The sequence below is a fragment of the Microbacterium sp. K24 genome, assembly GCF_004794465.1.
GTDB lineage: Bacteria > Actinomycetota > Actinomycetes > Actinomycetales > Microbacteriaceae > Microbacterium.
Genome location: NZ_SSDJ01000146.1, coordinates 20,713 through 34,512 on the forward strand (window position 1 = coordinate 20,713; position 13,800 = coordinate 34,512).

The following is a 13,800-nucleotide window of genomic DNA, read 5'->3' on the forward strand; positions in this document are numbered from 1 at the left end:
GCACCATGACCATCCAACCGCGAGACGTCAGCCGCGACGAAGACATCGAGGGGTACCTGCTCGGCTCTCCGGTGAGCATCATGCGTGAGTACATCACGACTCCGGGGAGAGGGCCGCGGCTGCACCGGCATCCGTACGCCGAGACCTTCGTGATCCATCACGGCCGCGCGCTGTTCACGGTCGGCGACGAACAGGTCGTCGGCGTCGGAGGCCAGATCCTCGTCGTGCCGTCGCTCGTCTCGCACCGCTTCGAGGTGCTCGACGGCGGCACCTACGAGGCCACGCACGTGCACGCGAGCGACCGCTTCGTCACCGAATGGCTGGAGTAGGCGCGGCCGAACCCGACGTCGGGGGAGGCGAGTAGCATCCCCCCATGACCATCAGACTTGAGAACATCGGCATCGCCGTGCGCGACCTCGAAGCGACCATCTCGTTCTTCACCGACCTCGGTCTCACCGTGCTCGGACGCGACGAGGTCAGCGGCGAATGGGCCGACACGGCGGTCGGCCTCGACGGCAACCACGCCAAGATCGCCGTGCTGCAGACGCCCGACGGTCAGGGGCAGATCGAGCTCTTCGAGTACATCCACCCCGACGCGATCGAGACCGAGCCGACGCTCCCGAACGAGATCGGCATGCACCGCATCGCCTTCGCCGTCGACGACATCGACGAGTCGCTGGCGATCGCCGCGCGGCACGGATTCCACCCGCTCCGCGGGGTCGCGAACTATCAGGACATCTACAAGCTCACCTACCTCCGCGGACCGAGCGGCATCCTCGTGATGTTCGCGCAAGACCTGACGAAGAGCTGATCACCGTCCTCACGCGACCATCCCGCGCCAGATCACCTCGATCGCGGCCCGCAGGCGTGCGGCGACGGCCGGGTCGCTGATCCGATCGCCGCGCACCACCAGCTGGTAGTACGCCGCCCCCGCGATCGCATCGAAGCATGCCTCGACGTCGACGTCCTCACGCAGCTCGCCGCGGGCGATGCCGGCGCGCAGGGCGTTCTGCAGAGGCACCCGTCGTCGCGACACGTGCGACTCCCAGTACGCCTTCTGCAGCGCCCGGTCCGACATGACGAGGCGGATCCGCTGCCGGAACCGCTCCTCGGAGTACCCGGGTGCCGACGGCGCCACCGCATCGGCGCCGAGCCCCAGCCCGGTGAGCAGGATCTCGTGCAGGTCGGCATCCGCAGGGTACTCCGGCGGCACCTCACGCCCGACGTCGAGCGCCGCTGCGATGAGAGTGGTGAGCGACGGCCACCTCCGATACAGCGCGGCACGACTCACCCCGCTGCGAGCGACCACCCGCGAGACGGTCACCTCTTCGCCCGAGTCGATGACCTCCAGCGTCGCCTCGACGATCTGGCCGTCGATCTCCTCGTCGCGCGGGCGACCGGGACGGCGGCGCACCGCCGCCGCCCCGGCATCCGGTGCCCCGGCATCCGCCGTCGGAGACGTCACCAGGCTCATGCGGCCAACGCCCGCTCGCGCAACCGCGCGATCGTGGCATCCGACAGCCCCGCGGTGCGCAGCGGCGTCAGCGGATCGCCGTACTGCTGTCGCAGCGTGTCGAGCAGGCTGCGCATCGACACGTCCATCGACCCTTCGAGCAGCGACGACGAGGTCGAGAGCATGTCGGAGTCGAAACCCAGCGCCTTCCACATCGCCCCCATGACCGGGGCCGTGCGCTTCATGATCGCGACCATGTTGGCGCCGGTGAGCGCGTAGTCGGTCACGATGTCGTCGTCGGCTGCTCCCAGTGCGAGCAGCAGCATCGCCGCCAGCACGCCGGTGCGATCCCGCCCCGCGGCGCAGTGGAACGCGGATGCTCCGGGAGTGTGTGCGATCACGTTGAGCGCGGTGACGAGCTGCGGGGCGGCGCTCTCGACCATCCGCAGGTACATCAGCCCCATGGCCTCGTGACTGAACGCGGGAGCATCACGATCCATCGACTCGCCGACGTTCGCGATGAGCGGGAGGTGGTGGTACGAGATCGGATGCTCGCCGAGCGGGCCACGTCCCGTCACCGACACCTCGGCGGGCGAGCGCAGGTCGATGATCGCCGTGAGACCGTCGGCGACGAGCTGCGCGGCGACGTCCTCGGTCACGTACGCGAGGTCGTCGGTGCGGATGGCGAGCCCCGGCCGGAGCACGCCGCCGTCGATCGCGATGCCGCCGAGGTCGCGCAGATTGACGGGCGCGCTGAGCACGAGGTCGGTGTCGATGATGGTCATGTGATTCTCCTTCGGATGAGGGCGCTGCCCTGGTCGATCACCGTGACGAGCACGATGATGCAGATGATGATGGCGCTGAGGTGGCCGTAGTCGTACATGCGCATCGCGGTCGTCAGCTCCAGACCGATACCACCCGCGCCGACAAGGCCGAGGATGGTCGCGCCGCGCACGTTCCCCTCGAACAGCAGCAGCGTGTATGAGGTGAGCAGGGGCGCCGCCTGCGGCAGGATGCCGTACTGGATGACCTGCCGCTTCGATGCGCCCACGGCCTCCATCGCGACGACGGGCCCCCGATCGACCTGCTCCATCGCCTCGGCGAAGATCTTGCCGATCGAGCCGATGGAACCGAGCGTCATGGCGAGGATGCCGGCGAACGGACCGAGTCCGACCGCGGAGACGAACATCAGAGCGAAAACCAGGTCGGGCACCGAGCGGATGATGTTCATCACCCAGCGCGTCGGGTAGTACAGCCACCTCGGCGCGATGGTCGAAGATGCCCCGAACGCGACGATCAGCGAAAGCACGGCGCCGAGCACCGTCCCGACCACGGCCATCTGGAAGGTCTCGAGCAGCAGAGCGAGGATCGTGCCGATCTTCGAGAAGTCCGGCGGGAACAGGCGCGACAGGAATTCACCCATGTTGACCGCGCCGTCGCCGAGCTTCACGAAGTTGAACTCCGCGCCGTTGAACGACCACAGCAGCACGAGGAACGCGACCGGCAGACCGATCAGGAAGCGGGCGCGCGGCACCCGGAACGCGCTCTCGAGGCGTGCGCGTTCGGCGGCATCGAGGGCAGGTCTGGTCGTCGAGGCCGACCGTCCGGTGCGGGGTTCAGTGGTGGTCGTCATCGCCGTGCTCCTCATCGTCGTAGAGGGGCGCCAGAGCCGCGGCATCCAGCTGGGAGGTCGCGCCGGAGACGAGCATCTCGCCGTGCCGCAACCCGACGATGCGATCGCTGTGCGCGAGCGCCAGCGGGAGCACGTGCAGACTCACCAGCACCGGGATGCCGTCCTCGGTCGCGATCTCGCGCAGGAGCTCCAGCACCGAGTCGGCCAGCTTCGGGTCGAGCGACGCGACCGGCTCGTCGGCGAGGATCACCTGGGGCTGCTGCATCAGCGCCCGAGCGATCGCGACCCGCTGCTGCTGCCCGCCCGAGAGCGACCGCGCCGGAGCCGTCGCCTTGTGCGCGATGCCGACGCGGTCGAGCAGTTCGAGCGCACGACGGCGGTGCGCGCTCGAGAACCCGCCGGCGACGTTGATCGCGCCGGCGCCGCGCAGAGCGCCGGTGAGCACGTTGGTCATGACGCTCAGCCGTGGGATCAGGTTGAACTGCTGGAACACCTGCCCGACCTCCGACCGCAGGGTGCGCAGCTCGCCACGACGGAGGTTCGTCACGTCGTGACCCGCGACCCGCACCGAGCCGGCGGAGATCGGGGCGAACCCGGTGAGGCTGCGCATGAGGGTCGACTTGCCCGACCCCGAGGCGCCGAGCAGAGCGACCATCTCGCCGGGGAACAGGTCGAGATCGACACCGTCGAGCACGTTCTGCCCGTCGTAGGCGACCTCGAGTCCGCGCACGGACACGAGCGGGAGCGTCTGACGGAGCGACGCGGGCGTGGGCGTTTCGGTCGTCGAGAGAGCCGAGCGAGACGAAGCGCCCTCCGCTACCGCGACTCTCGTCACTTCAAGTCCTTGAGCTCGACGCCCGCGACGGCCGCGATCTCGGCGAAGGACTCGAACTCCGAGGTCTTCGGATCGACGGTCTGCGGGGCGGCCGCGAACGCTCCGTAGGCGCCCAGCTTCTCGGCGTTCGCGGGCGAGAACACCTCGGCGATGCCCTTCTGGATGAGCTTCCGCGTGTCGTCGTCGAGCGACTGCCGGCCGAGCACGGCGCCCTGAATGCTCATCGCCGGGCTCTCTCCGACCGCGCGCCACTCGCCATCGGCGAAGGGGAACATCGGGGCGCCCAGCTCGGTGAGCATGATCGCCGTGCACGCGGCATCCACCTGTCCCTGCTCGAGAGCGGCGAAGCTGCCCTCGTGACCGCCGGCGAAGATCGCTTCATAGTCCGTTCCCTGCTCGAGGCCCGCCTCGTGCAGCATGTACACCGGCATGAAGTAGCCCGAGCTCGAGGCCTGGTCGGCGAACGCGACCGTCTTGCCCTCGAGATCCTCGACGGTCTGGACCGGCGAGTCCTCCAGCACCACGCAGGTGGAGACCGGCTTGCCGTCGCCCTGGAAGGCGACGAGCGCGTCGACCTCGCCGGTGTTCACGGCCAGCGCCGAGGGGAAACCGCTCATGATGCCGATGTCGACGTGATCGGCCCGGATCGCCTCGACGACGCTGAGGTAGTCGGGCACATCCGTGATCTCGACCGTGCGACCGGTGGCCTCTTCGAGCAGCTCGGCGAAGACCTCGATCGGGTTCTCGGCGGTGGGGTCGTCGCCGACGGGGAGGGTGGCGATGGTGATGGGGGCGTCGGGGTCGGCGGGGGCCGCCTCGGCGGTGGGGCTCTGGCATCCGGTGAGCGCGAGGGCGGCGACGCCCAGGAGGCCGACGGCGGGCAGGGTGAAGCGGCGCATGATGACCTTTCGGGAGGGATGTTCCCGAATTCCGAGAACACCGGTATTCCAACTCCCGAAGGTGACAGGCAATTACGAGACCGCCGTACTCCGAATGGAACGCTTCGTGAACGGCGGGTGACGAGGCCGCGTCGGCGCCCCGGACTTCGCAGCCGTCACACCGCCGCGACAGCCTCCGCGATCGCGGCGCCGAGCTCGACCGTCGTGGCCGAGCCGCCGAGGTCGGGGGTGAACGGCGCGGCATCCGCTCCCCGGGCGAGCACCGACTCGATCGCGGCGAGCACGGCGGCACCGGCATCCGCATACCCGAGGTGATCGAGCATCATCGCGCCGCACCAGATCTGTCCGATCGGGTTCGCGATGCCGCGACCGGCGATGTCGGGCGCCGAGCCGTGCACCGGCTCGAACAGGCTCGGGAAGTCGCCCTCGGGGTTGATGTTCGCGCTCGGAGCGATGCCGATCGTGCCCGTGCAGGCCGGACCGAGGTCGGACAGGATGTCGCCGAACAGGTTGCTCGCCACGACCACGTCGAACCAGTCGGGGTGCAGCACGAAGTTCGCGGTGAGGATGTCGATGTGGAACTGGTCGCGCCGCACGTCGGGGTAGTCGGCGCCGACCGCCGCGACGCGCTCGTCCCAGTAGGGCATCGAGATCGAGATGCCGTTGCTCTTGGTGGCCGAGGTGAGGTGCTTCGCCTCGCGGCGCTGCGCGAGGTCGTAGGCGTACCGCAGCACCCGGTCGACGCCGGTGCGCGTCATCACGGTCTCCTGCAGCACGAACTCGCGGTCGGTGCCCTCGAACATCCGGCCGCCGATCGAGGAGTACTCCCCCTCGGTGTTCTCGCGCACGACCCAGAAGTCGATGTCGCCGGGCGCCCGTCCGGCGAGCGGCGAGACCACACCGGGCATGAGCCTGACCGGCCGGAGGTTCACGTACTGGTCGAACGCGCGGCGGAACTGGATCAGGCTTCCCCACAGGCTCACGTGGTCGGGGACGACGTCGGGCCAGCCGACCGCACCGAAGTAGATCGCGTCGAAGCCGCGCAGCGTCTCGAACCAGTCGTCGGGCAGCATCTGCCCGTGCTGCTGCCAATATGCCGCGCTGGCGAAGTCGAACTCGGTGAATTCGAGCGAGATGTCGAAGACGGATGCCGCGGCTTTCAGCACCCGCAGCCCTTCCGGCATCACCTCGGTGCCGATGCCGTCGCCGGCGATCACGGCGATGCGGTGCGTGGTTGTCATGGGGTTCCTTCCGGTTGCCGGTCGTTCCGGTCGCAGTTTCTGCCAGCGCCGGGTACTCCGGTCGCAGTTCGTGCCGGTTGCCGCGGGTTCGAGCGGCAGGAAGTGCGACCGGAACGCGGGCGGGGCGGGCGGGGCTAGAGCACGTCGAGCTCGGCGGGGTGGTGGCACGCGACGCGGTGGGCGCCGTCGGCGGGAACGGTGGCGACGAGCTCCGGAACCACCTCGGCGCAGACCTCGGTGGCCTTCCAGCAACGCGTACGGAAGCGGCATCCGCTCGGCGGCGAGACCGGACTCGGCACGTCGCCGGTCAGCACGATGCGCTCGCGCGCCCGCTCGGCCCGCGGGTCGGGAACCGGGATCGCTGACAGCAGCGCCTGCGTGTACGGATGCCGCGGCCGCTCGTACAGCTCGTCGACGGGCCCTTCCTCCACGAGCTTTCCGAGGTACATCACGCCGACGCGGTCGCTGAGGTGTCGCACGACCGACAGGTCGTGCGCGATGAACAGATACGTGAGCCCGAGATCGCGCTGCAGGTCGTCGAGCAGGTTCAGCACCCCGGCCTGCACACTCACGTCGAGGGCGCTGACCGGCTCGTCGAGCACGATCACCTCGGGCTCGACGGCGAGCGCCCGCGCGATGCCGAGCCGCTGGCGCTGTCCGCCGGAGAACTCGTGCGGGAACCGGTCGGCGTGCGCGGGATTCAGTCCGACCTGCGCGAGCAGCTCCTCCACCCGGCGCTCGTGCTGACCCCGGTGCAGCCCGTGGATCACGAGCGGTTCGGTCAACGTCGCCCGCACGGACTTCCGCGGGTTCAGCGAGGCATACGGATCCTGGAACACGAACTGCACGCGACGACGCAGCGCCCGCAGCCGCCCTCCCTCGACGCTCGTGACGTCGTCGTCGCCGAGCCGGATCGAGCCTCCGTCGCTGGACTGCAGCCGTGCCACGCTGCGGCCGAGCGAGGACTTGCCGCAGCCGCTCTCGCCGACCAGGCCGAACGTGTGCCCGCCCTCGATCGAGAGGCTGACGTCCGACACCGCCTGCACGACATCGCGCGTGCGGCCGAAGAGTCCCCCGCCGACCTTGTACTCCTTGACGAGGTTCTGCACGGTCAATCCGGTGCTCATGACGCCGCCTCCTTCTGCCATTCGCCGACCCGCACGCAGGCCGCCGTGTGCCCGGAACCCACCACGACGGCCGGCGGCACGACGGCGTCGCACAATCCGGCCACCGCGTGCGCGCAGCGCGGGGCGAAGCGGCATCCGTCGGGCCATGCCGTCGCCACCGGCGGCTGCCCCGCGATCTGGTACAGCCTTTCGTCGCGCGAGGCACGCCGGTCGATGCGCGGCAGCGACGCCAGCAGCCCCGCCGTGTACGGGTGCGCGGTCTCGTAGAAGAGCGGATCGACGTCGGCCGTCTCGACCAGCCCGCCCGCGTACATGACCATGACCCGGTCGGCGGTGCCCGCGACGACGCCGAGGTCGTGCGTGATGAGCAGCACGGTCGTGCCGGTGCGGCGCTGCACCTCGCGCAGCACCTCGAGCACCTGCGCCTGCACGGTCACGTCGAGGGCGGTCGTGGGTTCGTCGGCGATCAGCAGGTCGGGTTCGTTGGCGATGCTCATCGCGATCATCACGCGCTGCCGCATGCCGCCGGAGAACTCGTGCGGGTAGCGATCCACGCGCAGCTCGGGCGAGGGGATGCCGACGATGTCGAGCAACTCGATCGCCCGGGCGCGCTGCTCCGCCGAGGTGGTGTCGGGCCGGTGCACGCGCACGGCCTCGACCAGCTGTTCGCCGACGCGCATGACCGGGTTCAGCGCGGTCAGCGCGTCCTGGAACACGACGGCGATGTCCTTGCCGCGGATCTCGCGCAGCGCGGCATCCGACATGCCGACGAGCTCCTGACCACGGAACCGGATCGACCCCGTCACCACGGCCTTCTTCGGCAGCAGCCCCATGATCGCCATCGCGGTCATCGACTTGCCCGAGCCGGACTCCCCGACGATCCCGACGGTCTCTCCCTCGCGCAGCACGAACGAGACGCCCTCGATCGCGCGGGCGAGCCCGGCATCCGTCGGGAAGCTCACCGACAGATCCTCGACTTCCAAGAGGACCTCCCGCCCGCTCACAGGTTCTTCCCCTGCGGGTCGAGCGCATCGCGCAGTCCGTCGCCGATGAAGTTCACGCACAGCACCGTCACGAGGATGAACAAGCCGGGGAAGTACAGCAGGTACACCTGCGGGGTGCCGACGTAGCCGGCGGCCTGGCTGAGCATCGAGCCCCAGCTGGTCTGCGGCGGCTGCACGCCGAACCCGAGGAAGCTCAGCGTCGACTCCGCGATGATCGAGGATGCCACGGCCAGGCTCATCGCCACCACGATCACGCCGGCGAGATTCGGCAGCAGGTGCGAGACGACGATGCGGAGTCCGGATGCTCCGATGCCGCGTGCCGCGTCGATGAAGTCCTTCTCCCGCAGCGACAGCACCTGTGAGCGCACGACGCGGGCGATGTAGGTCCAGCCGAGGGCGGTGAGGGCCAGCACGATCGTGGTGGGCGACGGCCCGAGCCCCTGCAGGATGACGGCCAGAAGGGCGATCGCGGGGACGATGAGGAACAGGTCGGTGATGCGCATGATGAGCTCGCCGATCCAGCCGCCGACGTAGCCCGAGATCGCGCCGAGCGCGGTGCCGACGACGGTCGCGAGCAGGGCGACGGCCAGGCCGATCGCGAGCGAGATCTGGCCGGAGAACAGGATCTCGCTGAGATAGTCGCGGCCGAGCTCGTCGGTGCCGAGCCAGTGCGCGCCCGAGGGCGGGGTGGGTCCGGTGAGCAGGTCCTGCTGCCCCTGCGGATACGGCGCGATCCAGCCGGCGCCGAAGCACGCGATCAGCAGGATCACCAGCACGATCAGACTCACGACGCCCAGTCGGTGCCGGAGGAACCCCTTCAGGAGCTGTCTCGTCGGAGCCTTCTGCGGATCCTGCTCGGCGAGCAGCTCCTCGCTCCCCGCGATACCGGCGCCGCTCATGACAGTCTCACTCTCGGGTCGAGCACCGCGTAGGCGATGTCGGCGATCAGGTTGCAGATCACGACCGCGACGGCGACCACGATCATCCAGGGCAGCAGCACGAACACGTCGCCCGCGACGAGCGACTGCAGGAACAGGCGCCCCATGCCGGGGATCGCGAAGATCTGCTCGGTGACGACCAGGCCGCCGATGAGGATCGCCGCGTCCAGCGCGACGACCGTGACGAACGGCGCGAGCGAGTTGCGCACCGCGTGCCGCCAGATCACCTGGCGGCGCGGCACACCCTTCGCACGAGCCGTGCGCACGTAGTCGCTCGACAGCGCGTCGAGCATCGCGGCGCGGCCGAAGCGGCTCCACGAGGCGACGAGCGCGATCATGAGGGCGGCCACCGGCAGGATCAGATGCCGGATGTAGTCGAGCACGCCGGTCTGTCCCGGCGAGTTCAGCCCGATGAAGAACAGCGGCGGCTCACTGAGCCCGAACGCCTCCTTCGGCCAGACGGCGAAGGTCTGGATGAGGATGAGGCCGAACCAGAACGCCGGCATCGCGATGCCGAGGTACGAGGCGCCGGTGAGCAGGTTGTCGCCGAGCGAGTACTGCCGCACGGCCGAGTAGACGCTGATGCCGCCGGCGATGAGGATCGCGATCAGCAGCCCCCAGAACGCCAGCTGCAGTGTGGGCCACAGCGCCTCGCCGATGAGGGGCAGCACCGGGGTGCCGGTGCGCGTGCTCGTGCCCCAGTCGCCGACGATCATCGATCGCAGCCAGAGGAAGTACTGCTCGGGGATGGAGCGGTCGAGCCCCAGCCTCTCGACCTCGCGGGCGAGCGCCGTCGGGTCCTGCGCCAGGCGCAGCTTCGCGAGCGGATCGAACGTCGCCCGCACCGCCCAGAAGAGCACGAAGGAGGCGACGAGGATCACCGGGATCGAGTACAGCACCCGTCGTGTGATGAACGTGATCATCTCATCGCCTCCTTCCTGATCGGATCATCGGATGCCGCGGATGCGGCCCCGCGGACTCAGCCCGCAAGGCCCCACTCGGCGAGGTTCCAGAACGGGCCCTCGATCGGGTTGATCTGCAGCGGGCCGCCGACCTTCTCGCTCCACAGCAGTACGTTCGGCACGGCATCGAGCGGCAGGGACGGCACGTTCTCCGCGATCAGCGCGTCGCCCTCGTGCGAGGCGGCGATACGAGCATCCGTGTCGATCTCGCTGTCGACCTGGGTGAGCAGGTCGTCGAGCCCCGGGATGTCGGCGCGGTAGAAGTTGATGCCGGAGAAACCGTTCGCCTCGCTCGGGATGTTGGTCGACGCGAACGTCGCGCTGAGCGTGGGATCCGGGAACGTGTCGACGAGGGCCCAGATGCCGGCCTGGAAGTCGCCCTCCGGCGCGATCGTGCCGAACAGGTCGGCCGGGGTCACCTGGTCGATGGTCATCTCGAAGCCGGCATCCGCCAGCTGCGACTGCAGCACCTGCACGGTGAGGTCGCGGCGCTTGTTGCCGGCGAGCGTCTTGATCGAGAAGGTCGCCGTCTCGCCGCCCTTCGCCCAGACGCCGTCGCCGTTCTTCTTCCAGCCGTCGCCCTCCATGAGCTCGTCGACCTTGCCGAGATCGAGCGTGTACTGCGAGAAGTCGTCCGACGCGAACGGCGCGACCATGGGCGAGTTGAAGCTCTGCTGTGCCTTGTCGACGCCGAGGCTGCCGAAGAGACGCTTCACGATGGCGTCGCGGTCGATCGAGTAGGCGAGCGCCTGGCGAACCGCGACGGAGTCGAAGGGAGCGACGGAGTTGTTCAGCCAGATCGCCTCGAGGTTGCCGCTGCGGGCGTCGACCTGCGATTTAATGCCGGGGAGGCCGGCGTCGATCTGGGTGAGCGCGTCGAGCTGGGGAGTCGGCGCGAGCACGCTGACCTGTCCGCTCTTGAGCGCCTGGAACGCGGCCGTGGTGTCGGGCAGGAACAGGAAGGTCACCTTGTCGAGGTGCGGCTTCTCGCCCCAGTAGTTCTCGTTCGGCACGAGCGTGACCGACGTGCCGCGGGTCCACTTCTCGATCTTCCACGGACCGCCGCTGAAGTCGTAGCCGTCGGCCATCATCGCGCTGCGATCCTGACCCTCGAGGATGTGCGCGGGCATGATGCCATACACGCTGAACAGCGTGCGCCATCCGGCGTAGGCGGAGTCGAGGGTGACGACGGCCTTCTTCGGGTCGCTGACGTCGACGGCCGTGATCCGGTCGTACCCGGTCTTGTCGAAGATGTCGTCGCCGTCACGGATCTGGAGGGCGGTGTACGCGAAGTCGGCCGAGGTGATGGGCTCGCCGTCGGACCACACGGCATCCGGATTGATGTCGTAGGTGACCGTCTGGGTGCCGTCGTCGGCGACCTCGGTGGCCGGCTCCCCCGTGACGAGGTCGGACGGCACCGGCACCCACTCGTCGTCGACGAGGCGGGTCTCGAACACGGCCGGCATGGTCGGGATCTGCATGACGTAGGTGCCCCAGATCGAGCCGCCGCAGGTGGCGATCCAGTCGGCGCAGTCCGGCTCCTGCTCGGCGCCGATGACGAGCTCGCCGCCGTCGACGACGGCGACCTCCTCGTTCGTCTCGGCCGGGGTGGGCGTCGAGGTGCAGGCAGCGAGCGAGCCGATGAGTGCGGCGGCGGTCAGAGCCGCGAGGATGCCGCGCCGGGAGAGACGGGAAGAGGGTACAGCGGTGCGAAGCAATGATTTCGACATGGACGGATCTCCAGTGAGCGTGCGACGAAGGAACAGTGCAGAAGTGCTGTGGTGCGGGTGGTGGTCTGACTCTAGAACCGACCGGAAAAGATAGCAAGCCTTTTAGTCAATGTTCCTGACTAGGCGTGAGGCCGGTGTTGTCCCAGCGCTCTCCGGCGAGCGTTCGGCGCGTCATCTCGTGCATGCGGCGCTGGCTGATCGCCGCCCCCTCGAGGCCCGTGGGCTCATGCCCGCCCTCGAAGATGTCGAGCACGACGTCGCCTCCGCGGGCGCGCAGACGGTCGACGTAGCCCTGCACGCCGACGACGGGTGTGCGGGTGTCGATCGACCCCTGATTGATCCAGACGGATGCCGTGACGTCGTCGAGGTACGTGATCGCCGAGAAGCGGGAGACGAGTTCGGGCGGCACCCACGAGCTCCACACCGTGCGCACGGCCGGGTTCATGGCCTCGATGGTCACCGACCAGTCGGCGACCGCGACGTGTGCGAGTCCGCCGGCGAAGAGTTCCGGGAGCCGGCCGACGCTGAGCAGCGTCATGTGCCCGCCGTACGAGGCGCCGGTGATGAACGTGGATGCCGGGTCGGCCAGCCCCTGCCCCCGCAGCCAGTCGATCGCCGCGGCGACGTCTTCGATCTCGCGGTCGCCGCCCACGTTCCAGAAGCCCTCCCGGAACGCGCGCCCGAAGGTCACGGAGCCCCGATAGTTGAGCGACGCGAACGCGTAGCCGGCCTCGAGCCAGGCCTGGGCGGAGGGGTCGTAGCGATCGACCGTCACGAGCATCGGCCCGCCGTGGATCTCGAGGACCGTGCCGAGCGGCTCGCGACCGGCGGGGCGCGCCGACCACAGCTGCACGGGCGTGCCGTCGACGCTCGTGACGAGCGTCGAGGTCAGCGGCACACCGGGCGGCACGGCTGCCGGGTCGATCAGGGTCGTCTCGGTGCCGTCGGCGACGACCTCCGTGACGTGCAGCGGGACCGCCCAGCTCGAACGCATCGCCCGGACGGCACCGCTCGGCGCGTAGTACGAGGTCCAGTAGTACGGATGCAGGTTCGCGACGTCGGGTTCGGCGAAGCTGCCGCCCTCGAGCACCGTGCGCACCGCGGCATCCGCCTCGTCGAGTTCGATGAGCCGGTGGATGCCGCCGTCGACGTGCAGTGCGAGGATGCGGCCGCTCGGGGCGTGCCAGTCGAGGGCGAGCACCTCTCCGGCGAGCTCCGGCAGGTCGAAGTCACGTCGCTCGCCGGTGCGCGGATGCCAGATCGCCGGACGCGAGAAGCCGCTCCGCTCGGTGTTGAGGAGCAGGCGGTCGTCGCCGGCGACGGAGGAGAAGCGCACCCCGCGGACGGGCCCGTCCGGCAGGTCGTCGAGCGTCGCGACGGTCGTGCCCGACGCGGCATCCACCACCGTCAGCAGCGGACGACGGATGCCGGGATTGTGAGCCGTCGTGTCGATCGACACGAGCGAGGCATCGGAGGAAGGAAGGCCGAACCAGGCCTCCACGGGGTTCGAGTAGACGACTCGCGGCTCACTCCAGGGGGCGGCGGGGATGGAGAGGACGTGGAAGCCCTCCTCGTCCACGACCGTCGCGATGAGGGCCGAGCCGTCGAACGACATCGCGAGTCCGCGCAGGACGTAGGGCTCGCGTCCCGGGGTGAGCGCGACGCGCTCCGAGCCGTCTGGGGTGATCGCGACGAGGGCGCCGACCTCGGACCCGCCGCCGTCGTCGAGGTCGACGATCCACCGGCCGTCCGGGGTGACGATCGCCCCCATGCTGACGTCGAACGGCAGCAGCTCGCCCGGGGCATCCGGGGCGCGCCAGAGGCGTCCGCGCGCGCCCTCGGGGTGGTTCTCGATCACAAGGGCGAGGTCGGACGCACCCGCCGCGGGGCGCACCGTCATGAGGTACGGAACGGCGAAGCGCTCGTCCAGGGCCTTCGTCGTCGAGTCTTCCGGGGTGTGCAGCATCCTTGCTTCTCC

At 69.4% G+C, this 13,800-nt stretch carries 14 protein-coding genes; 2 read left to right on the plus strand and 12 right to left on the minus strand.

All coding sequences use genetic code 11. The annotated features are described in order from the left end of the window. The first annotated feature begins 5 nt into the window (after positions 1–5). Together DW306_RS17855 and DW306_RS17860 are read left to right on the plus strand one after the other, a co-directional pair. Entirely contained in the window at positions 6–329 is a 324-nt protein-coding gene (locus tag DW306_RS17855; RefSeq protein WP_136056932.1) for a cupin domain-containing protein, read from the plus strand. 44 nt (positions 330–373) lie between these two features. Further along, the gene (locus DW306_RS17860) at positions 374–811 is read left to right on the plus strand and encodes a VOC family protein (protein WP_136056933.1); all 438 of its coding nucleotides are present in this window, start codon (positions 374–376) and stop codon (positions 809–811) included. A 9-nt stretch (positions 812–820) separates the two neighbouring features. On the opposite strand, the gene DW306_RS17865 is transcribed toward DW306_RS17860, so the two are convergent. The 12 genes from DW306_RS17865 to DW306_RS17920 form a co-directional block, all read right to left on the minus strand. Then, on the minus strand, positions 821–1,465 hold the full coding sequence (locus DW306_RS17865) for a TetR/AcrR family transcriptional regulator (protein WP_136056934.1): 645 nt from the start codon (positions 1,463–1,465) through the stop codon (positions 821–823). A 5-nt stretch (positions 1,466–1,470) separates the two neighbouring features. Further along, a complete protein-coding gene (locus DW306_RS17870) occupies positions 1,471–2,238 on the minus strand; it encodes a tyrosine-protein phosphatase (RefSeq protein ID WP_136056935.1) in 768 nt (255 codons plus the stop codon). After that, entirely contained in the window at positions 2,235–3,086 is an 852-nt protein-coding gene (gene phnE, locus DW306_RS17875; RefSeq protein ID WP_136056936.1) for a phosphonate ABC transporter, permease protein PhnE, read from the minus strand. The genes DW306_RS17870 and phnE overlap by 4 nt, the downstream gene beginning before the upstream one ends. Then, on the minus strand, positions 3,070–3,822 hold the full coding sequence (gene phnC / locus DW306_RS17880) for a phosphonate ABC transporter ATP-binding protein (RefSeq protein WP_136056937.1): 753 nt from the start codon (positions 3,820–3,822) through the stop codon (positions 3,070–3,072). Before phnC ends, phnE begins: the two co-directional genes overlap by 17 nt. Before the next feature lie 95 nt (positions 3,823–3,917). Next, positions 3,918–4,820 carry a phosphate/phosphite/phosphonate ABC transporter substrate-binding protein gene (phnD, locus tag DW306_RS17885; RefSeq protein WP_136056938.1) on the minus strand — a complete coding sequence of 301 codons (903 nt, stop codon included), beginning with the start codon at positions 4,818–4,820 and terminating at the stop codon, positions 3,918–3,920. Between the two features lie 155 nt (positions 4,821–4,975). Further along, positions 4,976–6,061: a tartrate dehydrogenase gene (locus tag DW306_RS17890; protein ID WP_136056939.1), complete on the minus strand. Its 1,086-nt coding sequence runs from the start codon at positions 6,059–6,061 to the stop codon at positions 4,976–4,978. A gap of 134 nt (positions 6,062–6,195) precedes the next feature. Beyond that, entirely contained in the window at positions 6,196–7,188 is a 993-nt protein-coding gene (locus DW306_RS17895) for an oligopeptide/dipeptide ABC transporter ATP-binding protein (protein ID WP_168429372.1), read from the minus strand. Next, positions 7,185–8,150: an ABC transporter ATP-binding protein gene (locus DW306_RS17900; protein WP_205814207.1), complete on the minus strand. Its 966-nt coding sequence runs from the start codon at positions 8,148–8,150 to the stop codon at positions 7,185–7,187. Before DW306_RS17900 ends, DW306_RS17895 begins: the two co-directional genes overlap by 4 nt. Positions 8,151–8,188: 38 nt before the next feature. Further along, a complete protein-coding gene (locus DW306_RS17905; RefSeq protein ID WP_136056942.1) occupies positions 8,189–9,091 on the minus strand; it encodes an ABC transporter permease in 903 nt (300 codons plus the stop codon). Then, the gene (locus DW306_RS17910; protein WP_136056943.1) at positions 9,088–10,053 is read right to left on the minus strand and encodes an ABC transporter permease; all 966 of its coding nucleotides are present in this window, start codon (positions 10,051–10,053) and stop codon (positions 9,088–9,090) included. The genes DW306_RS17905 and DW306_RS17910 overlap by 4 nt, the downstream gene beginning before the upstream one ends. Positions 10,054–10,109: 56 nt before the next feature. Next, a complete protein-coding gene (locus DW306_RS17915; RefSeq protein ID WP_136056944.1) occupies positions 10,110–11,822 on the minus strand; it encodes an ABC transporter substrate-binding protein in 1,713 nt (570 codons plus the stop codon). A gap of 106 nt (positions 11,823–11,928) precedes the next feature. Further along, positions 11,929–13,788: a prolyl oligopeptidase family serine peptidase gene (locus DW306_RS17920; RefSeq protein ID WP_136056945.1), complete on the minus strand. Its 1,860-nt coding sequence runs from the start codon at positions 13,786–13,788 to the stop codon at positions 11,929–11,931. Between the last annotated feature and the right edge of the window lie 12 nt (positions 13,789–13,800).

Coding starts and splice junctions, on each gene's coding strand:
- DW306_RS17920 (WP_136056945.1), bottom strand. CDS start 13,788: ATGCTGCACACCCCGGAAGACTCGACGACGAAGGCCCTGGACGAGCGC.
- phnD (WP_136056938.1), bottom strand. CDS start 4,820: ATGCGCCGCTTCACCCTGCCCGCCGTCGGCCTCCTGGGCGTCGCCGCC.
- DW306_RS17905 (WP_136056942.1), bottom strand. CDS start 9,091: ATGAGCGGCGCCGGTATCGCGGGGAGCGAGGAGCTGCTCGCCGAGCAG.
- DW306_RS17870 (WP_136056935.1), bottom strand. CDS start 2,238: ATGACCATCATCGACACCGACCTCGTGCTCAGCGCGCCCGTCAATCTG.
- phnE (WP_136056936.1), bottom strand. CDS start 3,086: ATGACGACCACCACTGAACCCCGCACCGGACGGTCGGCCTCGACGACC.
- DW306_RS17910 (WP_136056943.1), bottom strand. CDS start 10,053: ATGATCACGTTCATCACACGACGGGTGCTGTACTCGATCCCGGTGATC.
- DW306_RS17855 (WP_136056932.1), top strand. CDS start 6: ATGACCATCCAACCGCGAGACGTCAGCCGCGACGAAGACATCGAGGGG.
- DW306_RS17890 (WP_136056939.1), bottom strand. CDS start 6,061: ATGACAACCACGCACCGCATCGCCGTGATCGCCGGCGACGGCATCGGC.
- DW306_RS17915 (WP_136056944.1), bottom strand. CDS start 11,822: ATGTCGAAATCATTGCTTCGCACCGCTGTACCCTCTTCCCGTCTCTCC.
- DW306_RS17860 (WP_136056933.1), top strand. CDS start 374: ATGACCATCAGACTTGAGAACATCGGCATCGCCGTGCGCGACCTCGAA.
- DW306_RS17895 (WP_168429372.1), bottom strand. CDS start 7,188: ATGAGCACCGGATTGACCGTGCAGAACCTCGTCAAGGAGTACAAGGTC.